The organism is Methylocapsa sp. D3K7 (assembly GCF_029855125.1).
Classification (GTDB): Bacteria; Pseudomonadota; Alphaproteobacteria; order Rhizobiales; family Beijerinckiaceae; genus Methylocapsa.
This window is the reverse complement of sequence record NZ_CP123229.1, coordinates 3,532,413-3,555,191: the sequence shown is the minus strand read 5'-3', so window position 1 is coordinate 3,555,191 and position 22,779 is coordinate 3,532,413. Positions and strand designations below refer to the sequence as shown.

At 59.2% G+C, this 22,779-nt stretch carries 22 protein-coding genes; 7 read left to right on the top strand and 15 right to left on the bottom strand.

Going from position 1 to position 22,779, the window contains the following annotated elements; translation table 11 throughout:
• Window positions 1-57: 57 nt before the first annotated feature.
• Window positions 58-939: an AAA family ATPase gene (locus QEV83_RS16715; protein WP_280128801.1), complete on the top strand. Its 882-nt coding sequence runs from the start codon at window positions 58-60 to the stop codon at window positions 937-939.
• Window positions 940-1,240: 301 nt separating this feature from the next.
• Here QEV83_RS16715 and QEV83_RS16710 read toward each other — a convergent pair whose 3' ends face one another.
• Together QEV83_RS16710 and QEV83_RS16705 are read right to left on the bottom strand one after the other, a co-directional pair.
• Entirely contained in the window at window positions 1,241-2,269 is a 1,029-nt protein-coding gene (locus QEV83_RS16710; protein WP_280131114.1) for a Ppx/GppA phosphatase family protein, read from the bottom strand.
• A gap of 274 nt (window positions 2,270-2,543) precedes the next feature.
• On the bottom strand, window positions 2,544-3,185 hold the full coding sequence (locus QEV83_RS16705; RefSeq protein WP_280128800.1) for a uracil-DNA glycosylase family protein: 642 nt from the start codon (window positions 3,183-3,185) through the stop codon (window positions 2,544-2,546).
• A 205-nt stretch (window positions 3,186-3,390) separates the two neighbouring features.
• Between QEV83_RS16705 and QEV83_RS16700 the strand changes: the two genes are divergently transcribed.
• Together QEV83_RS16700 and QEV83_RS16695 are read left to right on the top strand one after the other, a co-directional pair.
• Entirely contained in the window at window positions 3,391-4,935 is a 1,545-nt protein-coding gene (locus QEV83_RS16700) for a HAMP domain-containing sensor histidine kinase (RefSeq protein ID WP_280128799.1), read from the top strand.
• Between the two features lie 43 nt (window positions 4,936-4,978).
• Window positions 4,979-6,577, top strand: a complete 1,599-nt coding sequence (locus QEV83_RS16695) for a peptidase S10 (RefSeq protein ID WP_280128798.1) — start codon at window positions 4,979-4,981, stop codon at window positions 6,575-6,577.
• 14 nt (window positions 6,578-6,591) lie between these two features.
• Here the strand turns inward: QEV83_RS16695 and cobT are convergent, their stop codons facing one another.
• Window positions 6,592-7,614: a nicotinate-nucleotide--dimethylbenzimidazole phosphoribosyltransferase gene (cobT, locus tag QEV83_RS16690; RefSeq protein ID WP_280128797.1), complete on the bottom strand. Its 1,023-nt coding sequence runs from the start codon at window positions 7,612-7,614 to the stop codon at window positions 6,592-6,594.
• Window positions 7,615-7,809: 195 nt separating this feature from the next.
• Between cobT and QEV83_RS16685 the strand changes: the two genes are divergently transcribed.
• The 3 genes from QEV83_RS16685 to cobS all read left to right on the top strand — a co-directional run bounded on the left by QEV83_RS16685 (window position 7,810) and on the right by cobS (window position 9,432).
• Window positions 7,810-8,055, top strand: coding sequence for a hypothetical protein (locus QEV83_RS16685; RefSeq protein WP_280128796.1), 246 nt, complete (start codon window positions 7,810-7,812; stop codon window positions 8,053-8,055).
• A 267-nt stretch (window positions 8,056-8,322) separates the two neighbouring features.
• A complete protein-coding gene (locus tag QEV83_RS16680; protein ID WP_280128795.1) occupies window positions 8,323-8,562 on the top strand; it encodes a hypothetical protein in 240 nt (79 codons plus the stop codon).
• 78 nt (window positions 8,563-8,640) lie between these two features.
• Complete coding sequence (cobS, locus tag QEV83_RS16675; RefSeq protein ID WP_280128794.1) at window positions 8,641-9,432, top strand: adenosylcobinamide-GDP ribazoletransferase; 792 nt, start codon at window positions 8,641-8,643, stop codon at window positions 9,430-9,432.
• A 26-nt stretch (window positions 9,433-9,458) separates the two neighbouring features.
• On the opposite strand, the gene QEV83_RS16670 is transcribed toward cobS, so the two are convergent.
• From QEV83_RS16670 to QEV83_RS16615, 12 genes are all read right to left on the bottom strand, one after another.
• Entirely contained in the window at window positions 9,459-10,631 is a 1,173-nt protein-coding gene (locus QEV83_RS16670) for a M23 family metallopeptidase (RefSeq protein ID WP_280128793.1), read from the bottom strand.
• Window positions 10,632-10,763: 132 nt separating this feature from the next.
• Entirely contained in the window at window positions 10,764-11,456 is a 693-nt protein-coding gene (locus QEV83_RS16665; RefSeq protein ID WP_280128792.1) for a protein-L-isoaspartate O-methyltransferase, read from the bottom strand.
• Window positions 11,457-11,460: 4 nt separating this feature from the next.
• Window positions 11,461-12,222 (bottom strand): 5'/3'-nucleotidase SurE, encoded by a 762-nt coding sequence (gene surE, locus QEV83_RS16660; protein WP_280128791.1) that lies wholly within the window; start codon window positions 12,220-12,222, stop codon window positions 11,461-11,463.
• Window positions 12,223-12,227: 5 nt separating this feature from the next.
• On the bottom strand, window positions 12,228-13,742 hold the full coding sequence (gene serS / locus QEV83_RS16655) for a serine--tRNA ligase (RefSeq protein ID WP_280128790.1): 1,515 nt from the start codon (window positions 13,740-13,742) through the stop codon (window positions 12,228-12,230).
• Window positions 13,743-13,749: 7 nt separating this feature from the next.
• A complete protein-coding gene (gene tatC, locus QEV83_RS16650; RefSeq protein ID WP_280128789.1) occupies window positions 13,750-14,538 on the bottom strand; it encodes a twin-arginine translocase subunit TatC in 789 nt (262 codons plus the stop codon).
• Between the two features lie 75 nt (window positions 14,539-14,613).
• Window positions 14,614-15,189 carry a Sec-independent protein translocase protein TatB gene (gene tatB / locus QEV83_RS16645; RefSeq protein ID WP_280128788.1) on the bottom strand — a complete coding sequence of 192 codons (576 nt, stop codon included), beginning with the start codon at window positions 15,187-15,189 and terminating at the stop codon, window positions 14,614-14,616.
• A 43-nt stretch (window positions 15,190-15,232) separates the two neighbouring features.
• Window positions 15,233-15,481, bottom strand: coding sequence for a twin-arginine translocase TatA/TatE family subunit (locus tag QEV83_RS16640; RefSeq protein WP_280128787.1), 249 nt, complete (start codon window positions 15,479-15,481; stop codon window positions 15,233-15,235).
• 351 nt (window positions 15,482-15,832) lie between these two features.
• Window positions 15,833-16,582: an SMC-Scp complex subunit ScpB gene (gene scpB / locus QEV83_RS16635; RefSeq protein WP_280131113.1), complete on the bottom strand. Its 750-nt coding sequence runs from the start codon at window positions 16,580-16,582 to the stop codon at window positions 15,833-15,835.
• A 67-nt stretch (window positions 16,583-16,649) separates the two neighbouring features.
• A complete protein-coding gene (locus tag QEV83_RS16630) occupies window positions 16,650-17,453 on the bottom strand; it encodes a ScpA family protein (protein WP_280128786.1) in 804 nt (267 codons plus the stop codon).
• Between the two features lie 164 nt (window positions 17,454-17,617).
• Window positions 17,618-18,946, bottom strand: a complete 1,329-nt coding sequence (locus tag QEV83_RS16625) for an SPOR domain-containing protein (protein ID WP_280128785.1) — start codon at window positions 18,944-18,946, stop codon at window positions 17,618-17,620.
• 220 nt (window positions 18,947-19,166) lie between these two features.
• Window positions 19,167-20,945 (bottom strand): arginine--tRNA ligase, encoded by a 1,779-nt coding sequence (gene argS, locus QEV83_RS16620; protein ID WP_280128784.1) that lies wholly within the window; start codon window positions 20,943-20,945, stop codon window positions 19,167-19,169.
• Window positions 20,946-21,019: 74 nt separating this feature from the next.
• Window positions 21,020-22,276, bottom strand: a complete 1,257-nt coding sequence (locus QEV83_RS16615; RefSeq protein WP_280128783.1) for a deoxyguanosinetriphosphate triphosphohydrolase — start codon at window positions 22,274-22,276, stop codon at window positions 21,020-21,022.
• A gap of 127 nt (window positions 22,277-22,403) precedes the next feature.
• Here QEV83_RS16615 and QEV83_RS16610 point away from each other — a divergent pair, with 127 nt between their 5' ends.
• On the top strand, window positions 22,404-22,748 hold the full coding sequence (locus QEV83_RS16610) for an iron-sulfur cluster assembly accessory protein (RefSeq protein ID WP_280128782.1): 345 nt from the start codon (window positions 22,404-22,406) through the stop codon (window positions 22,746-22,748).
• Window positions 22,749-22,779: the final 31 nt, after the last annotated feature.

Here is a 22,779-nt window from a genome sequence, read left to right as displayed (position 1 = left end):
TCCGGACCGACTCTTAATGATTGGGGAAGCGGCACTCAAAATCGTACGCATATCTTAATGGCCATTCTACAAGGTAATAGAATCAAAACGACATCCGCTTCAGATACAAAAATTACCCCTTTTGTCGTAATTGAAGAACCCGAAAGTTTTCTTCACCCATCTGCTCAAGCAGAGTTTGGGGGCATGCTTAAATCCCTCTCCAATGAATTTGGTATCCAAATTATTGCCACGACACATAGTCCGTATATGCTAAATCAAGAAGAGCCGGAATCAAATATTCTGCTCGCGCGAGACGTGAAGCATAAAAAACTCTGTGAAACTAAACTTATTGAAGTTTGCGGTGAAAACTGGATGGCTCCTTTTGCAGATCATTTAGGAATAGGAGCAGACGAGTTTAAAGCCTTGGGTCCAATATTTTCTGCCAGAAAATCCAAAACGTTGCTTGTAGAAGGAGACTTAGATGTCGCATATTTTAAGATATTACAGGGAGGGCTTTTAGGGTGTGAAAAATTGAACAAGGAAATAGAAGTCGTACCTTATGGTGGCAAAGATACATTGAAGAACACCGTGCTAATTCAATTTGTTTTAAGAAAATTTGATAAAGTTTTCCTAACCTACGATTTGGATGCGCACGCCGAAGTAAGCCCAGCACTCGCGAGATTAGCATTGAAAGAAAATACCAATTACGCGCCAGTTGGAATTAAGCAGGCAGGCAAGGACTGTATGGAAGGAATACTTCCAGAAAACGTTCTTGCTGCCGTAAATGGCCGAGAAACAGATTTAGTTATGAAGTTAGGAAGCGCCGATCGAAAGAAGGCAAAAGATGAACTTAAAAAGAAATATTTAGAAGAGTTTAAAACTAGAAATAATTATACAAAAGATGAGCTCAAAGAAATGAATAAAATAGTCAAACTTATAAACGCAAAGCTCTGCGGATAACTACTACTTAACGGAATGGATACGATCAGCCTGAAAACCCTCGAACCACTCATATTGTGTGAGCGCACAATCTCACGCTGCGTCTGATTTCTTATGTTGCATCATTTGATCGTCTTAGCTGCTCTTGACGATGGGTGAGCGTCGGCTCGCGTGACTCCCAGCGTTCGTACAAACCTTTGGCCCAATCATACAAAAGCCCAAGCGAAAACGCCGTCCAAATCCTTGAAAGTTTTTTCTGTCCCATCGTACCAAAACGTTTCACGTGAAACACTTTGGTACGATTGACAGCGCCGCCATCCGCCTAGTCCGGTGACCGGTCAGCGCTGATGAGCTGGATCAACATGCCATCGCGCAAACCGCGATCGGCGATGCGAACGCGATCGGCCGGGAACACGCGCCGGATCGCCTCAAGAATGGCACAGCCGGCAAGCACGAGATCGGCGCGGGTTTGGCCGATGCAGCCGTTGGCGGCGCGCTCCGCGTACGTCATGTTCCGCAAGCTGGCCACCGCATGATCCACCTGGCAACTCGACATCCACAAACCATCGACACGGCGGCGGTCGTAGCGGGGCAGACCGAGAAAGACCCCAGCGATTGTCGTCACGGTTCCGGATGTTCCGAGCAAATGGAAGCGGTGGCAGCGCCGTTCCAAACCGGCCCTTGCGGCAAACCCCTCAAGTTCCGGGACAACGTGATCGACCATGGCCTCGAATGTCTCTCCGGACACCTCGATCCCGCCGAACTCCTCCGCCAAGGTGACAACCCCGAGCTTGAGTGAGTCCCAAAAACGGATTCGCTGGTCGAGCGCCGCGCCATTCGATGGCCCGCCTCCGGGCGCTGGCCGGGCAAGCCAGACCAGCTCGGAGGAGCCGCCGCCAATGTCGAACAGCACCGCGCTCTCGGCGGCGGAATCGACCAGCGAGGCGGAGCCGGTGGCCGCCAGCCGCGCCTCGGTTTCCCGGTCCACGATTTCCAGTTCGAGGCCGGTTGTTTCGAAGACCTTCTCCAGAAATTCGTCGCTGTTGCTTGCCGAGCGGCAAGCCTCGGTCGCGATCAGCCGGGCCCGGGTGACTCCCCGTGAATGCATCTTGTTGCGGCATATTTCGAGGGCACGAAGAGTGCGGTCGATCGCGGCGGCGCTCAGCTTGCCGCTCCGCGACAGACCTTCGCCCAATCTGACGATACGGGAAAAGGAATCGATGACGCGAAAACAATCTTGGCCGCGGCCCTCCGATGCCTCGCGGGCGATCAGAAGACGGCAGTTGTTGGTGCCAAGATCGAGAGCCGCGTAAACGGGCTTGTCTCCGGCCTTCCTCGCAAGGGCCGCCATGGACTCCCCCGCAGGGGCCGCCCAGCCATGGTCCAAAATCTCCACGTCTTGCACCAAATCCGCCCGCGCCCGCACGCTTGTGCGAGGCGCGTCAATCACGAGGCCGCCGGTGGCATCATCCGCTGGTCCCACGTCCCGCCCCCGGAGCCATGTCTACGTCTTTTTCGATCACAATGAAGTGTAGCAAGGCCCGCCCCAAACACCAAGCGTTGTGAAGCATTTGCGGGAAATGAAATGTTTGTAAAGCCACGCTATAGCCTAGAGCCCGGAGCGTTCATGAAACGGCTCGGGCAACCTCGGTCCGCAGCATCGGCAAGACCTCCTGCTCAAACCAGGGATTGCGTTTGAGCCAGCCGTTGTTGCGCCAGGAGGGATGCGGAAGCGCGATAATCCGCGGCGCCTCGCCCATGAAATCGCGCCAGCGGCGGACGGTTTCGTCAACCCCAATGCCGTTCGGCAGCGGCCTGCCAAGCCGATTAAAATGATAATCCTGGGCGTAGCGGCCAATCGCGAGGATGCATTCAATGTGCGGCAACGCCAAAAACAAGTCGCGGTGCCATGTCTCGCGGCATTCGCGGCGCGGCGGCAAATCGCCTTTGTGCGCATCGTGACCTGGAAAACAAAACCCCATGGGCACGATCGCCACCTTCGCTTCATCATAAAAGACCTCCCGCGTCACGCCCATCCAGCTCCGCAGCCGGTCCCCCGAGGCATCGTTGAAAGGCAATCCCGAAAGATGCACTCGGATGCCTGGCGCCTGGCTTGCCACCAGCAATTTTGCGCTCGAAGAAACCCGCAAGACCGGTCGCGGCTCGTGCGGGAGGGGGGCCTTATACGGGGCCTCGATGCACAGCCGGCAAGCCCGGATACGGCTGGCCAGGGCCGCGAGATCAGCACTCGGACCGGTGCAGTTCATGCGAGACGAGAACTCCAAGTAACGTTGCACGCCTGTCCCGCGCAAGCCTTAGGGCGCATTGAGCTTTGGCCGTGCAAGACCATGCCAAAGACGAGCCTGAGGTGCGAACAAATCGAATGATCGCTCAAGGGTGTCATTAATCTTTTTCCACCATCGTCTCCATACTCTTTCGAGTGCACCGAGAATTGAGCGGATCTTCCAAAGAATGACGAATCTCACCACGGGCCCAATCGCGTTCGGAATTGCGGGCGACCCGAGGGCTGCCGTGCCGCGTGGACGCCTGGCCCCCGAAGTGCGCGATGCCCGCGAAAAGCTCACGTCCTCGGCGTCCTCCCAGCACGCGTTCGACATCGAATTGCTCCACCTTTTCGCGCGCGGACGCCGGTCGTCGGCCCCCGCGATGGCCGGCATCGCCGCCGTGGTTGCCGCCGCCGCCGCCCCATGGGTCGGCACCGAAAAGGTTTTGCTATGGGGTGCCCTCGATGCCTTCGCACTAGGCCTGGCTTGCCTTTTGGCCAGCAGATTGCTTGCCACAGACGCGTCCAGGCTCGACCCTCTTCGCTGGCGTTGGATATTCATCTTCGCCGAGACGTTCCAAGGCATCACATGGGCGGTGATTGTCTGGCTTATCGGCCAGTCCTGCGACCTCGAGGCGCGTGGCTTTGTCCTTGTTTTGCTTTTGCTCGTCGCCGCGATGAACGCGACGATCTCCGCCGCCATACCCTCGGCGCTGACCGGCGCGTTAACGCCGATGACGCTCGCAACTCTGGGTTTCCTATGCTCGGCAAGCGTTTCCAACGGGACCTTCGCCTTGATCGCGCTGGCTTGCGGCACCCAGTTTTATTTCATGTATCTTGCGAGAAGACTGCATGCGGCTTCGCTCGACACGCTCTCGTTCCAAGCCGAGAAAGACGAACTCATCGCGGAGCTCGAGCAAGCCAATGCAATCAGCGATCTTGCGCGCCGCCGCGCCGAGGCCGCAAATCTTGCCAAATCCCGCTTCCTAGCGACGATGAGCCACGAATTGCGCACACCGCTCAATGCGATCCTCGGTTTTTCCGAAGTCATGAAAGGCGAATTGTTCGGATCGCATATTGTGGCGTCCTATAAGGACTATTCGAATGATATCCATGCCAGCGGACAGCATCTCTTGGTGCTCATCAATGAAATCCTCGATCTTTCCAGGATCGAGGCGGGGCGTTTCGATCTCAAGGAAGAGGCAGTTGCGCTTGCGGATATTGTTGGGGATTGCCGGCGGCTTCTGGGATTGCGGGCAAAAAAGCGGCAAATATCCATTGAAACGGCGGCGCATCCGTACTTGCCCCGGATTTCGGCCGATGCACGCGCGATTCGTCAGGTCATTCTGAACCTGTTATCAAATGCCATCAAATTTACGCCGGAAAGTGGATCAATTAAGATTCGCATTGGCTGGACATCCAAGGGCGGTCAATATGTGGCCGTGCGCGACAGTGGCCCGGGTATTCCGGAAGAGGAGATCCCGACCGTCATGTCGTCGTTCGGGCGAGGAACGCTGGCGCAAAAAAACGCCGAGGAAGGCTCGGGTCTCGGTTTGCCCATCGTCAAGGGGCTGGTCGAACTGCATGGCGGAACCTTCACTTTGCAATCAAAGCTCCGTGAAGGAACCGAAGTCATCGTGATTTTCCCCCCCGAACGGGTGATGGACAATGTGCCCGCGATGTCCGAGGGCAAGGTCGAAGGGAAGAAGCGCGTCCGGCGCGTGTCCGCTTAGGCCCCATGACTCGCCTGGCAAGAAGTGTAACAGGAAGCCAAATTTGTTCCATATCCAGACGCTATTACCTTCGATGACCTGGCGCGCCCCGTCACCGAAGCTGATGCGCATGCCGGTGATTTGCGTTCTCTTCGGCTTCGCAATGGTTTTGCCGGCGGGAGCCGTTGAACAACCCGCGGATGTGGTGCACGCGAAGGTCGCCCCCAAGTCAACGCAGCAAGGTGACGCAAGTGGCCAGGCGCCAGAGGCGGCTTTGAACGCCCTGCCCGCTCCGGTCACGACGTCACATACGATTGAGCTTCCCGGACGCATCCTGCGCTTCAAGGCGATCGCGTCGGCGATCCGCCTAAGCGATGCCGAAAGCCTCGCGCCCAAGGCCGACATTGCCACCCTGGCTTTTCTCCTCGATGGCGGCGACGCCGCCAAGCGGCCCGTCACTTTCGCAATCAATGGGGGACCAGGCGCCTCTTCCGCCTGGCTTAATCTTGGAGCTTTGGGCCCTTGGCGATTGCCTCTCGACAGGGAGGCCCCATCCCCCTCGGCTCCTCCAGCCACAATCGATAACCCCGACACCTGGCTTGATTTTACCGATCTCGTTTTTATCGATCCGCCGGGCACCGGCTATAGCCGCATCTTGGCTAAAGGCGATGACACTCGCCACCATTTTTATTCGGTCAATGGCGATATTGACGTCCTGGCGGTGACGATCCGCAAATGGCTCGTTGCCAACAAAAGGCTTGCCAGTCCTAAATTCATCGTCGGCGAAAGTTACGGAGGCTTTCGCGCCCCAAAGCTTGCGCGCCGGTTGCAGGACCAGGAGGGAATCGGAATCAAGGGCCTTATGCTGATTTCGCCGGTGCTGGATTTCGGCTGGTTCGAAGGCGTCAACAATCCGCTGACCTTCGTAACACGCCTGCCCTCGCAGGCCGCCGCGGCGAAGGGTATTGCTGGACCCGGCGGCCGCGACGCCCTGAAGGACGTGGAAGCTTATGCGGCCGGACCCTATCTTACCGATCTCTTGCGCGGCGAACGCGATCCCGGCGCGCTCGCGCGCATCGCTGAAAAGGTTGCGGCGTTTACAGGCCTTGATCCAGAGATGGTCCGCAAGCTCGGCGGGCGCATCGACATAACAACATTTGCGCGCGAGCGGACACGCAGCGGGGCAAAAATCACCAGCCTTTACGATGCGCGTGTCAGCGGTTTCGATCCGTCCCCGCACGCGGCGTCGAGTGACTATTCCGATCCCATCCTCGATGCCATCAAAACGCCCCTTGCGAGCACAATGGCCGATCTTACGGGCAACCGGCTTGGCTGGCCGGTCGAAGCCCGCTACGAGATTCTCAACGAAGAGGTCAACCACGCCTGGGATTGGGGCAAGGGTCGCGAGCATGCGGAAGCGCTTTCCGATCTGAAACGCGCGTTGGCACTTGATCCTTCCATGCGCGTGCTCGTGGCGCATGGGGTGACAGATCAAGTGACACCGTATTTTGCCTCGAAGCTGCTGATCGACCAAATCCCCCCAATGGACGATCCTGACCGTGTGCGCCTCAAAGTCTATGACGGCGGCCATATGCTCTATCTGGACGACAAATCCAGAGCGGCTTTGCGCGACGACGCAAAGAAGTTGATCGAGAGAAAATGAGAAAACAACTGGTTTTATTCCGCTGATTTTCTCTCCACTTTGGCCTGCTCAAAGGTTGCCATTCCCGTGTGGCAAGCCATTGCGGCCTTGATGATCCCAAACGACAGAGCCGCGCCGGAGCCTTCGCCGAGTCTCAGGCCGAGATCGAGCAAGGGGTCCTTCCCCAACCGCCGCAGCACGGCTCTGTGCGGGGCCTCCGCCGAAACATGGCCGGCAATGCAATGGTCGATCGCCGTGCTGTCCAAGGCCCGCAGAATTGCAGCGGCGGCGCAGACGACATAACCGTCGAGGACGACCGGGATGCGCTGGATCCGGGCGGCCATGATCGCCCCGGCGATGGCTGCGATTTCGCGGCCGCCGAGACGCCGCATCACCTCCAGCGGATCCTCAAGATGCGCCTTGTGATGCGCGACCGCGGTTTCCACGGCGGCAATTTTGCGTGCCAAGCCCCGATCATCGACTCCCGTGCCCCGGCCAACCCAATCTTCCGCCGCACCCCCATAGAGCGCGTGATAAATGGCAGCCGCGATGGTCGTATTGCCGATGCCCATTTCACCAAGACACAAAAGGTCGACATCGCCTGCAGTGGCTTCCATCCCAAAGGCAAAGGTCGCGGCAGCCTCCTTCTCTTCCAGGGCCGCGGCTTTGGTAATGTCCTTTGTGGGCACATCAAGAGCCAGATCGAAGACCTTCAAACCGATCCCATAGGCCGCGCATATCTGATTGATTGCGGCACCACCGGCGGTGAAATTGTCTTTCATCGCGCTTGTGACCGAGGCCGGATAGGCCGAGACGCCATTTTCAACGACACCATGATTGGCCGCGAAAACCGCGACAACCGGCCGGTCGATCGATGGGGTGGGCTTGCCCTGCCACGCGGCCAGAAAAGCGACGATGTCCTCAAGCCGGCCCAGCGAGCCTGGCGGTTTGGTCAGTATTGCCTGGCGCTCTTGCACGGCCTGCCGGGCGGCCTCCGACGCCACAGGCATGAGCGCGACCAATTCGCGAATGGAGTCGAAAGGTTCCGGGGCGGGCATTGCAACCTGACGCAGGAGATAAGGTCCCCCTCCTTAATCCAGAGCGGCGTCCGCTGAAACCCGCATGCGGCAAGAAGTCTATATTTTGCTGCAAATGCGATATTGCAATGCAACAAAATTATCCCTATGTAGCTTTTATCCGTCAGCTAGGGAGGCAAAGGCTAACGTTATCAATATGAAATGGAGACCACCCCTATGAAAAGCCAGATTTCCTTCATCGCGATCGTTCTCGTCATGGCGACGGCGGTGCTTGGGTTTGCCACCGTCGGCCCTCTGCGCGCGACCCCTGACACTCAGACCACTCCCGTGCAGGTCTCCGAGTCAAACACCCACGGCCCAGCATCACGGGTCTTTTGCTATAATGGCACCACAGGAGAGCAAGGCAGCCTCTACCGTGGCTGGATCTGCGAGCCTGAGCAGAAACTCCCCCTGACAAACTAGTCGCAGCCGAGAGGCACAATAAAAAGTTGCTGCAGGAGTTTGCAGCAATGAGGCACCAGCTTGCGCTTGCGGGGTCAACAATCCCGCGGCGCAAAATCCTCAACTTTAGACTGTTTGCCGCAGGGCCGATGACCGATGTGCGACAAGAAAAGCATTATTGCTGCGGTAGCGATATTACAACGCAGCATTCATGTTCCTAAATTAAGATAGCGCAATCGCATGGGAGGAAAAAAACTAACATTATCAATGTGGAATGGAGATCGACCGATGAAATGCCAGCTTTCTATCACGACCATTGGGCTCTTGCCCGCTCTCGCTTTCCTCGCCGTGGCAACAATCGGTCAGCCGTTCTCCGTTCATTCGCTCAAAACCGTCCAGACTGCCTTTGCCGGGACGAGCGATGCACCGGCTGCCATGCCATGCCCCGAAGGCGTGCCGGGCCGGTATAGCAAACTGCATCACGACTGGGTCTGTTCAATCGAGCTTGCGCCGGTCCCAAACCCATGAAATTCCGGTTTCTGGGAAGCAGAGTCTCGCGGCCCCCTCTGCACTCGACAAACGCCGCATGATCAAGGAAGAGAAGCGATGCGCCACGGCTCATCGCTTCTCGCCGATTTTTGGCTTTGTCTCGGATTTTACACGCGGTTGCCAATACCCCGGGCAGCGCGTCAAGCGACGGCACAGTCACTTGCCCATTTTCCGCGCGCCGTGCGAATCCTGCCACTTGCCGGAGCCCTTTTGGGAGCAATCGCGGGGATCGTCCTGGCAGTGGCGGTTGAACTCGGCTTGTCTCCGCTTCTCGCCGCGCTCCTAGCGCTGAGCTGTTTGATCATCCTCACCGGCGCTTTGCATGAGGACGGCCTGGCCGATTGCGCCGATGGCTTTTTTGGCGGTGCGACCCGGCAGCGCAAGCTGGACATCATGCGAGACAGCCAAATCGGCACGTTTGGAGCCTTGGCGCTCCTGCTCAGCCTCTCTGTACGGGCCGCAAGCCTTGCGTCCATTACCAGTGAAAGCCCAGGTCTCGCGGCTGCCGTGCTGATCGCTGCCGCAGCTTTGTCACGCAACGCGGCCCTTATTCCTTTGGCTGTCCTTCCCCCCGCGCGGCAGGATGGCGCGGGTTACGCGGCTGGAACGCCGGATGCTATGGCGCTCGCCGCCGCCGCCTGCCTCGCCGCCGTTTTTGCGCTCGGTCCTATCCTTGCGGGTGCCGGATTTGTCCGCACACTTGCGGCCATCGCACTCGCAACAGGCGCGGCCTACGCGATGGTGCCGTTAGCCAAAAAACACATCGGCGGTTGCACGGGCGATGTTGCAGGGGCCGCGCAGCAATTCAGCGAAATCGTCTTCTACCTCGCTTTTGCTGCGCGCTTTTAGCGAGCCGGCAGGCGGCGGCTCAGGCTTCAAACCCCCGCGAGATATTGCGTCGGATCGACGGGCGTTGTGCCTTTGCGCAATTCGAAATGGAGCTGCGGTGAGGCGACATTGCCGCTCTGTCCGGATTTGGCAATCGTTTGGCCGCGCTTCACCGTCTCGCCGCGCTTGACTTCGATGTCGCTCGTATTCGCATAGGCGGAAACGAAGCCATTGGGATGCCGGATCAAGATCAGATTGCCGTAGCCTTTCAACTCGTTTCCGGCATAGGCGACGACGCCGCTTTCGGCTGCCTTGACGGAGGTGCCTTCGGGGACCGCGATATTGATCCCATCATTGCCGCCGGGTTTAAACGCCTGGATGATCCGTCCGCGCGCCGGCCAGCGAAATTCCGGATTGGCGGCGTCAGCGGTGGTTGCGCTCGCTTTGGCTGGTTCGGCCGCACCCGGGGCTGGGTCAGCCTTGGCCGTCCGGGACGTCTCTGGCTTGGCAGCTGAAGGCGCTGGGCTAGCGGCTGCGGTCTTTTGAGCCTGGGGAGTAGCGGAAAGCTTTTGGGCTGGCTTCGCGGCCGGTTCGACAGCGGCTGTCTTCGCCGCCGGCGCGTGCGCTTTCGCCAATTTGAGGGCCTCGGCCTGGCTCGCCAAGGAGCGCGGCGGTGTCCCAACTGCCTTCGCCGATGCCGCCGTGTTGCGGACCGCAATCGCTCCGCTCGAGGCAGCAAGCGCCGCATTGTAGACCGGGATCACGATACGGCTGCCCGGCTGGATTTGGGATGCCGAGGAAAACCCATTGGTCTTGACGAGCGCGTCCACCGGGATTCCGTAGCGACTAGCGAGGACCGCGGCCGTTTCGCCTTGCGCGACGACCACCGGCGAGCCGCCTTGCGCGGACCATCCGGCAACGCCGCCGCGCGGCGCTTGCGAGACGGCGGCGACGCGGGGCACTGGCTGCGACACCGGCGCGGTGCTCGCCTGCGGGGCGCTGAGCGGCCGCGACTGCACCGGCGAGACCGGCACCGAACTGGCAAATCCACCAGAGGCGGGGGCCGGCTCGGAGACGTTCGCCGACGTCTGGAAAGGATTGGACAGCGGATCGCTGAGGCGCTCCGAACTGGCGCAACCGGCGAGCAAACCGGCAGCAACGCCGGTCAAGGCAAGACGAAACGCAAGACGCGATCCGGAACCACAAATAAAATCAGTCATGACGCAACCCACCGACGCAATGTCTCTCGACCTACTAAGGCGTGGACTAAGTTAAAGGACGGTTTAAGATGAATGGATATTCACCGAAAAGCCGACAAAATTACGATTATTGGCAACTGTGGCTTTTATGCTTCACAACGCGCGCGCTTCGCCCGGCAGAAGCGCTTGCAGCCGGGATGGGCAGATCGGCGTTTCATCAAGGCCGCCCACCTCGTTGCGGGTGATCCGCGCGATCTGTTGACCCGGCGCTGACCCAGGGACAGGCCGGGCGGCGACCAGCAGACCTTTCTCGCCGAGCAAAGCGAGGAGGTTTTCGGGAACCTCGACAAGCAAGCCCTGGACGATAATCCGGTCAAAAAGGCCAATGTTGGGCGGGAGCGCAAAACCATCGCCGAAGACGACGGCCGCATTGCCGACGGCGAGCCGCGCCAGCCTTGCCTCCGCCTCGATCGCAAGACTCTGAAACCGCTCGATCGACAGCACTTCGCGCGACAGCCGCGCGAGCAGCGCCGTGGCATAGCCCGATCCCGTCCCGATTTCGAGCACCCGATGGGCCGGGTCCGGCGCCAAGGCCTCGATCATCCGGGCGGCGAGCCAAGGCTCCGGAAGGGTCTGGCCGCAGCGCAACGGCAGCGAGATGGGCCGGCGTGCCAAATCCGCAAAACGGTGCGGCACAAAGATTTCGCGAGGGACATTTTCGAGCGCCCGCAAAAGATTGAGATCCTGGATGCCGCGCGCCCGCAAATCCATGAGAAACGCCGCAAGGTTTTGCGCGTCCGGCGTATCGTTCGCGGTCTCAGGCGGCACGGGCCATTCGAGCATCATTGGCCTAACACAATGCCCGCGCATAGCGGTTGAGCGAATGTTCGTCGGTGGAATCGAGTCTGAGCGGCGTCACGGAAATGTTGTTTTGCGCCAAGGCTTCGAGGTCCGTTCCAGTTCCAGGGTTCAAACTGCCCCTGGTAAAGGAAATCCAATAATACGGGTTGCCGCGTCCGTCGGCGCGCTCGTCGATGGTGATCGTTTGCGCGTCACGCTTTCCCTGCGACGTCACAGCGACTCCGCGCACGTCCTCCGGCTGGCATGCCGGAAAGTTGACGTTGATGACGATATTTTGCGGAATGCCCTCGGCCAAAATTTTGCCTATGAGACCTGGCGCATGCGTTTCAGCGCACTCCCAATAAGCTTCGTCATGGCCGACCGGGCCATAGGCTTGGGACAGCGCAATTGATGGAATACCAAGGCTCGCCGCTTCCAACGCGCCCGCGACGGTGCCCGAATAGATAATGTCCTCGGCAATATTCTGGCCGTTGTTGACGCCCGACAGGACGAGATCGGGATTGACGCCGTCGAGCAGCTTGCGCACGCCCATGATCACGCAATCCGTCGGCGTGCCTCTCACCGCGAAATGACGAGAAGAAATTTTGCGCAAGCGCAGCGGATCGTTGATCGACAGGGAATGAGCGACACCCGATTGATCATATTCGGGCGCCACGACAAAGACATCGTCCGACAGAGTCTTGGCGATGCGCTCAAGCACGGCAAGGCCCGGCCCATGAATGCCATCATCGTTGGTGATCAAAATGCGCATTGGGCTTAAGCTTTCTTGATTGTATCGATTACGCCCATATAGACGCGCAATGCCTCCGGCACAGTGACGGACCCGTCTTCGTTTTGATAATTCTCCAAAACCGCGACAAGCGCGCGCCCCACCGCGACGCCCGAGCCATTGAGGGTATGGACAAAGCGGGGCTTGCCGTCTGCGGAACGGTAGCGGGCATTCATCCGGCGCGCCTGGAAATCGCCGCAGACGGACACCGACGAGATTTCGCGATAGCGATTCTGCCCTGGTAGCCAGACCTCGATGTCATAGGTTTTTTGCGAGGCAAAGCCCATGTCGCCGGTGCACAGCGTGACGACGCGATAGGGAAGTTTGAGCTGCTTTAAAACTTCTTCGGCACAGGACAACATGCGCTCCTGCTCGGCGAGCGAAGTTTCGGGTGTGGTGATCGAGACGAGTTCGACTTTTGTGAATTGATGCTGACGGATCATGCCGCGCGTGTCTTTGCCAGCGGCGCCCGCCTCAGCGCGAAAGCACGGCGTGCAGGCCGTTAAGCGAAGGGGTAGTTCTTTTTCGTCGAGGATTTTTTCGCGCACGAGATTTGTGAGAGGCACTTCGGCGGTGGGGATGAGCCAAAGACGCTCACTATCCTCCACAACGTGGAATCCGGATTCATCGCCGAGCTTTATCCGAAACTCTGCAACTCTTTCCCGAAGATCAGCACTTTCAGCATCGTCTATAAGCGATCTGGGGACGTCCATATCTAATAAACTCTCCAAACCCTTTACCAGCCATTCATCTCCCTCCTCACGCACGGCCTGAATTCGTTGGAGCAAGTTTTCACGCTCCCTTTTTTCGAATTCTTCGTCTGAGATCCGTCGATACGCGGGAAATTGGTCATCCTTAAACTTCGGCAATTGTGCCGTGCCAAACATGGCATCGTCTTTTACGAGGATCGGCGGGTTCACTTCCGTATAGCCCTGCTTTTCCGTATGCAGATCGAGCATGAACTGACCAAGTGCCCGCTCCAGACGTGCAAGTGCGCCTTTGTTGACGACAAATCGCGCACCGGAAATTTTTGTCGCCGTTTCAAAATCCATGAGGCCAAGCGCTTCGCCGATGTCGAAATGCTCCTTTGGCGCAAAGCTGAAATGCGGCAGCTCGCCGACGCGGCGTAACTCGACATTGTCGTTCTCGTCCTCGCCATCGGGCACTTCATCGAGAGGCGTATTGGGATTTTCGGCGAGCGCCACGTTAAGCTCCTTAATCGCCTCGCGCTCCTCGGCCTCATACGCCGCAAGCGCCGTCTTCAACTCCGCGACTTCGGCTTTCAGCTCGTCCGCCCGCACAACATCCTTCGTTTTGATCGCGACGCCGATTTGTTTCGAGGCGACATTGCGCCGCTCTTGCGCGGTTTGCGCTTTGGCGATCGCGGCGCGGCGCTTGTCGTCGAGCGCAAGCAGCGTTGATGCCAGCGGTTCAAGGCCACGCCTTTTGCGCCCCTTGTCGAAAGCCTCGGCGTTGTCGCGAATCCATTTGATGTCGTACATAAAGTTCTTACGTCCCCGGAGCTTGTCCAGCGGCGTTGGCGGCCGCCCGGTTTTTTTCGATCATACTGACGGACAAGATCGACAGCTCGTAAAGGCCGAGCGCCGGAACGGCAAGCGCCAGCATCGAAAAGATGTCGGGCGGTGTTAGGATCGCCGCGGCGATAAAGACCAGCACGATTGCATAGCGCCGCTGCTTGCGCAAAAAATCCGACGTCACGATCCCGATTCGTCCCAGAAGCGTCAGCACCACCGGCAGCTGAAACGTCACGCCGAAGGCGAAGATCAACGTCATGATGAGCGACAGATATTCACTGACGCGCGGCAGCAGTTCGATTTGCGCCCGGCCCGGCTCCTTGGCTTGCTGCATGCCAATGAAAAAATGCAGCAAATTCGGCATGACAACGAAATAGACGAGCAGCGCCCCTGCCGCGAAAAACACCGGCGTCGCCAGAAGATACGGCGCGAAGGCTTTGCGTTCGTGCCGGTAAAGGCCGGGCGCCACGAAAGCGTAAAGCTGCCCGAACACCACCGGGCAGGAGAGAAACCCCGCTGAAAAAAGCGCGACCCGGATTTGCGTGAAAAAATATTCCTGCGGCGCCGTGTAGATGAGCCGCGCATCGGGACCGGCGGCATGTTCGAAAGGCACCACCAAGATGTTGTAAATGTCCTTGGCGAAGTAGAAGGAGATCATGAACATCACGATGAAGGCGGCGAGCGCCTTGATGAGCCGCGCGCGCAGCTCGATCAAATGATCCATCAGAGGCGCTTTGGTCGCCTCGATATCGGCATCGGTCATGGGTGGCTCGTTCCGGCAGGTCTTGGGCGCTTCTCTGTAGCCGAACCGGGGCGCCCGGACCAGTCAGACCTTTTCTTACGGCGTTCCGCCCCCGGTGTCCGGGCGTGGGGGCGGCGTCTTCCCAACCTCGGCCGCGAGGGCATCGGCGAGCGCCCGCATCCCGGCCTCCGTACTGACCGGAGCGGGCGGCGCATCCGGCGCCGGTTCCGGCACCACGGGGGCAACGCCTTCAGAGAGATAGGTTTCGTCTCCGTCTTTGGGCGTGTCCGGCAAATGCGGAAGGGCGACCGTATTCAAAGACGAATCTGCGGCACCCGGCGCGGCGATGGCCGGGGTTTCCCCGGGGGGAAGCGCCGGTTTGTCCGCCGCCTCCAAGGCGCTGGTGATTCCGGCCTTGATTTCGGCCAGCGGGTCAAGACGCGTATCCAGCTTGGCGCTTTCCGCCAGCTTTTGAACATCCGCCTTGAGATCCTCGATCTCGGCCTCGCGCATCGCGTCCATGAATTGGCCGCGAAACTCGGCCGCCATGCGGCGCATTTTGGCGGCCATCTGGCCCACCTGGCGCATGACGCGCGGAAGTTCTTTCGGCCCGATGACGATCAGCGCCACGATCCCAATGATGACGAGCTTGCCGGCGTCAAAATCAAACATGAGGACCCGTCATGGAAGGCTGGCCACGCAAGCCCCGAACCCCTCAGCCAAGCTTCCGTGATTCCGGAATCTTTGCCGGATCGGCGGTGGTCTGATGATCGATGCTGCGCATGGGAGTATCACCGGAGTTCGCAATCTCGGGCTTTGTGTCCTCTTCCGCGAGGCCTTTTTTGAAGGATTTGATGCCCTTGGCGACATCTCCCATAATGTCGGAAATCTTGCCTTTGCCGCCAAACACGATCAGCACGACGGCTCCGACGATGATCCAATGCCAGATCGATAGACCGCCCATGGCGAAAACCTCCAAAATCCGCGTGGCGCCCAAAGCTGGCCGCCGTTGCCGGAACCTAGGCTCCCCCTTGCATAAAAACAAGAAGCCCTGGCCTCATTCCCGGCGATTATGGATCGCCAACCCAGGCTGCTGGCGTGCTTAAGACGATCTTTGATGAAGAGAATGGAGGGTCAAGAAATCAAAAAAACCCAAGCTCGACCTTATCGCACTACGGCGCTTGCGCCAAAAGCCCGTGCCTGACATCAGGCCGCCTCGCGCATGTCCTTTCGGCCAGATCGCCAATCGTACCAAAACGTTTCACGTGAAACGATTTGGTAAGACCGGACCGGATTTCCGGACAGAATTGATGTTTTAAACCTCAGTCTCAGAAACCGCGCTTCCGGGCTCATCGTCTTCCGAATCGGCCAGTGCTGGCGCAAGTACAGACGGTTCCACAGGCGCCTCGGGCTGTGCCGAAAATAAGGGCATTTCGTCCTCAAGCGGGTCCTCATCATCGGCCAGATCCGCCGCATCGGACGGCTGCGGAATGTCAAAACCCTGCGGCAGCCGGCCATCGAAAAGCCCCGCTCCTTTCAGCTCTTCAAGCCCCGGCAGGTCGCCGATCGCCTCCAGGCCAAAATGAATGAGAAAGGTGTCCGTCGTCCCGTAAGTGATCGGACGGCCGGGCACGCGCCTGCGGCCGCGCAACCGTACCCAACCGGTTTCAAGCAGCAGATCGAGGGTTCCCTTGGAGATCGCGACGCCGCGAATATCCTCGATTTCGGCGCGGGTGACCGGCTGGTGATAGGCGACGATCGCCAGTGTTTCAAGCGCCGCGCGCGACAGCCGCTTGGCTTCCCCCTCGCCGCTGGCAAGCAGCCAGGCGAGATCGGCCGCGGTGCGGAACATCCACTTGCCGCCAGCCCGCACGAGATTGACGCCGCGCGGCGCATAGTCCTCCTTCAAAGCTTCGAGGATAGCACCGGCCTCGACCCCATGCGGCATGCGCTTGGCGATCTCTTTCTCGTCCAAAGGCTCCGGGGCGGCGAACAGCAAAGCCTCGGCGACGCGCATGGCTTCCGCAATGCTATCGTCGCGCGGCGGGCGCTGGTTTTGATCGATCTGAGCAAAAAGTTGCGCGATTTCAGCCAAAGCCTATCCTTTTCATCCGTTCGCCGCAGCGGTTCGTTCAATCCGCAACAGCACGCGGAAAACCTTCCGCCGGCGCCGATTTGCGCTTGATCCAAAGCGGCGCGAAGGGCTCGTCCTGACGTATCGAAATCACGCCCTCGCGGGTCATCTCCAGCGAGGCGGACAGCGTTGACGCCCGGACCGTGCGGCGCACCTCGGGCGTCGTGCAAAATGCCACGAGATACGAGTCGAGCACCGTCCAATCCAGCGATCGCCCAGCCAGTCTTTCGAGTTCGCCACGCGCCTGCGCGAGCGACCATACAAACCGCTGTTTGAGCGTGACCCGGCTGAGCGATTGCTTCTGGCGCCGATGGGCATAAGCAGACAGCAACTCGTAGAGACTCGCCCGCCATTGCGGCGCGCCGGACGCGAGAGGCGTCTCGGGGTTGCCGCGCAAAAACATATCACGGCCGAGACGCGGCCGGTTCACGAGAGCTTCGGCGGCGGCGCGGATTGCTTCCAACCGGCGCAGTCTGAGCTGCAAGGCTTCCGCGAGATCCGCGGCTTCCGGCTCCGCCCCTTTGGGAGCTTGGGGAAGCAACAGCCGCGACTTCAAATAGGCGAGCCAAGCCGCCATGACGAGATAGTCGGCCGCAAGTTCGAGCCGCAAGCGGCGCGCCGCGGCAATGAACTCCAGATATTGCTCGACGAGAGCCAAAACCGAAATCTTGCTGAGATCGACTTTCTGGCGGCGCGCAAGGTCGAGCAAAAGATCGAGCGGGCCTTCAAACCCCTCGACATCGACCACGAAGGAGCCATCTTCGCTGGGCCCGCCGTCATGTTCCTCGAACGACAAATCCAAAGAAGGGTGCTCCCAGTCAGAAACTCATGGCGTAATTTTCAGATTCTGACGCGACTTACCCAAAGCCGCAAGCTCCGTCATGACGCCTCAGCCTCAGTCCACAGCATTTCGACCCGGCCGGCCGCCCCAAAACTGGCGGCGGCCAGTTCTTGGGCCGGGACCCGTCAGTTCTTGGCCACGAAACAATTGCCGCCGCCGCCTTGAATTTTTTGGCAGAGAGCGGTGGCTTCATCCCGCGTGGCCAATCCGCTGACCCTGACGCGATAGACAGGTTTGCCGCCAACTTCGGCCTTATGGATCGAAGGATGGAACCCCGCCAATTCCCCACTAAACTTTTTCATGAGCCGGACCTGGACTTCCCGTGCTTCTTGTTCGCTTCCCGGCGCCGCGAGCTGCACGGCGAAGGTTCCAGCCGCCACGTGAGTCGCCGCTTCGGCGGCGGGCGCCTGGGGCTGTGCGTCGGCGACTTGCACACGCTTGGGTTTCGCGGGCGCGGGATCGCCCGACGCCACGCGAGGCGCCGATTTGGGAGGCGCCGCCTTGGCGGGGCCGACAGGCTTGACCGGAACCGTAGCTTGTGGCGGGGTACTATTGGCCAGAAGCGTTCCATCCGGCCGGACCGAAACGGTTTTTACCTTTTTCGGCTCGATCAAACCCGCAATCGTGGGTTCCGGAGCCGGCTGAGGCTGAATCTGGGTCTGTGCCTGAATTTGTGCCGGCGGTGGGGGCGGTACGGGAACGCCTGCCGCTCCACTCGCTTGTCCCGTGGCGGGATAACCTTGTATCACAGGCGTAAGGTCGTGTTGGGCCGACAAATCAGCAGGCTGCTCAACGTTGTTGATGGCGGCGATCGGCGGTTGGGTTTGCGCCCCGCCGAGGACTGTCGCATCGCGATCCGTCACTTCGGTGCTGGCAACTGTTTCCGGATGGACCTTTGCAGGCCCTTCGGCCGCCCTAATCGTTGCAATCTCATTCTGCGTCGTCGCAGTGCCTTTGAAGGCAAAGCTGGCACCTATCCCGGCGATTCCGGCGATGATCATCGCCGCCATGACGTAGAGCGGCCGGCGCGATCGGACTTCCTCATACGCGGAATCGGGAACATGGGAAGTTTCCGCATCGGTCTCCGCGTAAGGCCAATTCTCCTGTCCATTTTGCGGATAGTCCGCTGCATCTTCGGGCTCGGACAGGTTGTCCGTGTGCTCGCCCGCGCCAAGCAGGCCCGCCTCGATCGACGCGAAATCGCCCCCGATGAGGGGGCGCCCGCCTTGCAGCTTGCCGTCGGCGCGATCCTCGTTCCGCCAAGCCGCGGCCGGACGCCGGTTCAAAGGCTCAAATACCGTCTTGTAGGGGTCTGCTTCCGCGCCACCGAAACTGCGGGCAAGCTCCGCAAGCGGGTCATCGTTCGCTTGGGGCGCGGCAAGCGGCTGGCGCAAACGCCTTTCGAATTCCTCTAAATCGATCATCGGCCGCCGTTTAACAATTTGCTCGCTCATTGAACTCACCCTCCTGTCGCGACCTGTTGACGAATGAACCCGCCAACCCACGTCATTGCAATCGCGCATCCCACGCTGGGCAGTGTTACACCACTTTACTACATCGACCGGCGGCTATGACTTGACCGGCATGCCTTCAAATATTCCGCAAAATTGGCTGCGCGGCGGTCACTTTGCCTCTTGGCAGCAAGAAGACCCTCGCAGCGCAAAGACGGAACCCTCATCGCATCTCTTCAGGGGCACTGACCCCCAAAATTCCAAGGCCAGACGCGAGAACCGCCGCCACGGCAGTGACCAAAGCGAGCCTGGCGACTGTTAAATCTGTCCGTACTTCATTAAGAAATCGTAATTGTGGCCGATCTTTGCCGCGCGTCCAGTGGCCGTGCAGGCAAGCAGCCAGTTCGTGCAGATAAAATGCGATCCTGTGCGGCTCATGGCTAAGGGCGGCGGCCTCGACGATCCGGGGAAACTGCGTGAGCAGTTTGATCAACGCGACTTCCCCCTCATCCGCCAAAAGTTCGAGGTTCGCCGCAGCGAGTGCCCGATTTGACAGATCAATTCCAGAAATCGTTGTAAGACCCTGTCTTAACACAGACTTTGCTCTTGCATGAGCATATTGGACATAGAATACCGGATTGTCCTTGGATTGTTCAATCACTTTCGCCAAATCGAACTCTAAGGGTGCGTCGTTCTTCCGAAACAGCATCATGAACCGCACCGCGTCCACCCCTACTTCATCGACGACATCACGTAACGTCACGAAGTCCCCGGACCGCTTCGACATTTTGACCGGCTCGCCGTTGCGCATCAGTTGCACCAGCTGGCAAAGCTTGACGTCAAGCGTGACGCGGCCCTCCGAAAGCGCCTCGACGGCGGCGCGCAACCGCTTCACATAGCCGCCATGATCGGCACCCCAAACATCGATCAACAAAGCGTAGCCGCGATCGATCTTGGTCTTGTGATAGGCGATGTCGGATGCAAAATAGGTGTAGGATCCGTCCGATTTCAGAAGTGGCCGATCGACGTCGTCGCCAAAATCCGTCGATTTGAACAAAGTCTGCTCGCGATCCTCCCAATCCTCGGGAAGCTGGCCCTTGGGCGGCGCAAGCCGCCCTTCATAGATGAGACAGCGACGGCGCAGTTCAGCGATCGCTCCCGCGACCAAATCACCATCCGCGCCACGCGTCAGAGAGCGCTCAGAGAAAAACACTTCGTGTTCGATATTTAAGCAGGCAAGATCAGTCTGGATCATTGCCATCATCGCGTCGATCGCGGCGGCGCGCACGTCCTCCAGCCATTCGGCCTCCGGCCGATCGAGCAATTGACGGCCATACTTCTTCGCGAGCGAGGCGCCGATGCTTTGCAGATACTCGCCAGGGTAAAGACCTTCGGGGATTTCGCCGATTGTCTCGCCCAAAGCCTGCCGGTACCGCAAATAGGCGGACCGGGCGAGGACATCGACCTGGGTGCCGGCGTCATTGATATAATATTCGCGGGTGACGTCGTGGCCGGCGAAAACCAAGAGATTGGCGAGCGCATCGCCGAAGACAGCGCCGCGCCCATGGCCGACATGCATGGGGCCGGTCGGGTTCGCCGAAACATATTCGATGTTCGTCTTGATATTTTTTTCCCCACCCGGTGCCGGGCGTCCAAATTGCGGTCCTTGCTCGAGAATGGCGCGCAAGACGTGCGTCCATACCTCCGGCTTCACACGGATATTGATGAAGCCGGGTCCCGCCACCTCCGCCTCTGCGACGCGCGGATCATCGGCCAATGCGACGGCGATTTCGACCGCAAGCTGGCGCGGATTGGCGAACGACTCCCGCGCCTCCTTGGCAAAAACCATCGCCGCATTAGTGGCGAGGTCTCCATGCGCAGGGTCGCGCGGCGGTTCGACGATAAATCGCTGCAAATCCAAGTCCTTGGGCAGGCGGCCGCTCGCCATGACCCGGCCCAGCACCGTCGCGATCAGATCGTGGAAATCGGCGAAAAGGTTCATCGTTCACCCAAGTTTGTCATTTTGGAAGGAGTCTTTGTCGCCGCAAGGGCAAGTAAATTCTATTCGGCAAAAGCTCAATCCGCGTCCTGATGTTCCGGCAGGCTCAGGCGCAAGTCCGGGGTTTCATCGAAGAACCTTCGATGCTCGGCGATGGCGAAGAGGTCGGTCATGCCGGCTATATAATCGCAAACAAGCCGCGCGCGGCGTTTTTCGTCGGCACCGGCATTTGCCGCCGCGATCGCCCACTCTTTGGACATCAGCTGCGGGGCTGTCAAAAAACGGGAAAATAGGTCACGAATAATTTGCGCCGCATGGTCCCGGATTCGGGTCAACCGCGGATGCCGGTACATATTCTCGAACAAAAACACCGAGATCGCCTTGTCAGCACCCGCCATCGAGCTGGAAAAACCGATTAAGGGGGCGCCAAACGCCCGCACATCTTCAACGCTCGCAACACCCGACGCCACAATCCGCCGCTGGCTCTCACGGATCGCGTCCTCGATAAAAAGAGTTATCAGGCGGCGCACCAGCTCATGAATGGCACGAACGGGTTCAAGTCCCGGATAATGCGCCGCGATTTCGCCGCTGATGCCATGAAGGAAATCGACCACGCCGATTTGCCGGGCATCAATGAGGCCCGAGCGCAAACCGTCATCGATGTCATGCGCGTGATAGGCAATGCTGTCGGCAAGTGCCGCCGCCTGGGCCTCCGCTGACGCGAATTGCACGAGGCCAAGATTTTGGATCGCATTATATTCGGCGATCGCCACGGGAAGACCGCGTTTGGCGTAACGCGCGGCCGGCCGGCCGTCCGCTTCCAAAAGTGGGCCATTATGTTTGACGAGCCCTTCCAGCGTCTCCCACGTCAAGTTAAGCCCATCGAAGGCCGCGTAGCGGCGTTCGAGCTTGGTGACGATTCGCAAAGCCTGCGCATTGTGATCGAAGCCGCCGTAACTCGCCATCAGTTCGTCGAGGACGTCCTCCCCTGTGTGGCCGAAAGGCGTGTGGCCAAGATCATGGGCGAGCGCAAGCGCCTCGGCGAGATCGTCATCGAGGCCAAGCGCCCGGGCGAGCGAGCGGGCGATCTGACCAACTTCGAGCGAATGGGTCAGCCTCGTGCGGAAATGATCGCCCTCATGCGGAACGAAGACCTGTGTTTTATGGGCCAGCCTGCGAAACGCCGTGCAATGGATGATACGGTCGCGATCACGCTGGAATTCCGAACGCGAGGGTGAAGGCGGCTCCGGGACCAGCCGGCCACGGCTGCGCGCCGGGTTGGCCGCATAGCGTGCACGCGGAATGTTGGCTGGAGAAAACTGACAGTCTGGCATGAAATTTGGTTGATCCGTATCCGCGCGGTTGCGGGCGTACGCTTTGCGACATATGTTTGTAATTCAACGGGCGGCACAATCCCATCCACGCGACCTTTGGTCCAAGCGTCCCTTCGAGGTAGTCAATATGAGCGAAGCCGCAGTCGAATGTCCGGTCGAACTCACCGCGAAGGCGGCGGTCCGGGTTGCGGAAATCTTGAAAAGCGAGCCTCCCGGTTCATTTTTGCGCGTCGGCGTCGATGGCGGCGGATGCTCCGGCTTCACCTATACCTACAATATTACAACCGAACAATCCGCCGACGATCTCGTGATCGAGCGCGAGGGCGCGACCGTGGTCATCGATCCGGTTTCGCTCGATATCCTGAGGGGCTCAAAAATCGACTTTATCGACGATCTCATGGGCCGGATGTTCAAAATCCACAACCCCGCTGCGACGGCCTCCTGCGGCTGCGGATCAAGCTTCGCCGTCTAACTTTTGTCCAAATTAGCCCCGGTGGATACAT

Bases quoted from the DNA above. Each gene is read 5' to 3' on its own strand.
- QEV83_RS16715 (WP_280128801.1), top strand. From the start codon at position 58: ATGGCCATTCTACAAGGTAATAGAATCAAAACGACATCCGCTTCAGAT.
- QEV83_RS16710 (WP_280131114.1), bottom strand. From the start codon at position 2,269: ATGGCGGCCCTTGCGAGGAAGGCCGGAGACAAGCCCGTTTACGCGGCT.
- QEV83_RS16705 (WP_280128800.1), bottom strand. From the start codon at position 3,185: ATGAACTGCACCGGTCCGAGTGCTGATCTCGCGGCCCTGGCCAGCCGT.
- QEV83_RS16700 (WP_280128799.1), top strand. From the start codon at position 3,391: ATGACGAATCTCACCACGGGCCCAATCGCGTTCGGAATTGCGGGCGAC.
- cobT (WP_280128797.1), bottom strand. From the start codon at position 7,614: ATGCCCGCCCCGGAACCTTTCGACTCCATTCGCGAATTGGTCGCGCTC.
- QEV83_RS16685 (WP_280128796.1), top strand. From the start codon at position 7,810: ATGAAAAGCCAGATTTCCTTCATCGCGATCGTTCTCGTCATGGCGACG.
- QEV83_RS16680 (WP_280128795.1), top strand. From the start codon at position 8,323: ATGAAATGCCAGCTTTCTATCACGACCATTGGGCTCTTGCCCGCTCTC.
- cobS (WP_280128794.1), top strand. From the start codon at position 8,641: ATGCGCCACGGCTCATCGCTTCTCGCCGATTTTTGGCTTTGTCTCGGA.
- QEV83_RS16670 (WP_280128793.1), bottom strand. From the start codon at position 10,631: ATGACTGATTTTATTTGTGGTTCCGGATCGCGTCTTGCGTTTCGTCTT.
- QEV83_RS16665 (WP_280128792.1), bottom strand. From the start codon at position 11,456: ATGATGCTCGAATGGCCCGTGCCGCCTGAGACCGCGAACGATACGCCG.
- surE (WP_280128791.1), bottom strand. From the start codon at position 12,222: ATGCGCATTTTGATCACCAACGATGATGGCATTCATGGGCCGGGCCTT.
- serS (WP_280128790.1), bottom strand. From the start codon at position 13,742: ATGTACGACATCAAATGGATTCGCGACAACGCCGAGGCTTTCGACAAG.
- tatC (WP_280128789.1), bottom strand. From the start codon at position 14,538: ATGACCGATGCCGATATCGAGGCGACCAAAGCGCCTCTGATGGATCAT.
- tatB (WP_280128788.1), bottom strand. From the start codon at position 15,189: ATGTTTGATTTTGACGCCGGCAAGCTCGTCATCATTGGGATCGTGGCG.
- QEV83_RS16640 (WP_280128787.1), bottom strand. From the start codon at position 15,481: ATGGGCGGTCTATCGATCTGGCATTGGATCATCGTCGGAGCCGTCGTG.
- QEV83_RS16625 (WP_280128785.1), bottom strand. From the start codon at position 18,946: ATGAGCGAGCAAATTGTTAAACGGCGGCCGATGATCGATTTAGAGGAA.
- argS (WP_280128784.1), bottom strand. From the start codon at position 20,945: ATGAACCTTTTCGCCGATTTCCACGATCTGATCGCGACGGTGCTGGGC.
- QEV83_RS16615 (WP_280128783.1), bottom strand. From the start codon at position 22,276: ATGCCAGACTGTCAGTTTTCTCCAGCCAACATTCCGCGTGCACGCTAT.
- QEV83_RS16610 (WP_280128782.1), top strand. From the start codon at position 22,404: ATGAGCGAAGCCGCAGTCGAATGTCCGGTCGAACTCACCGCGAAGGCG.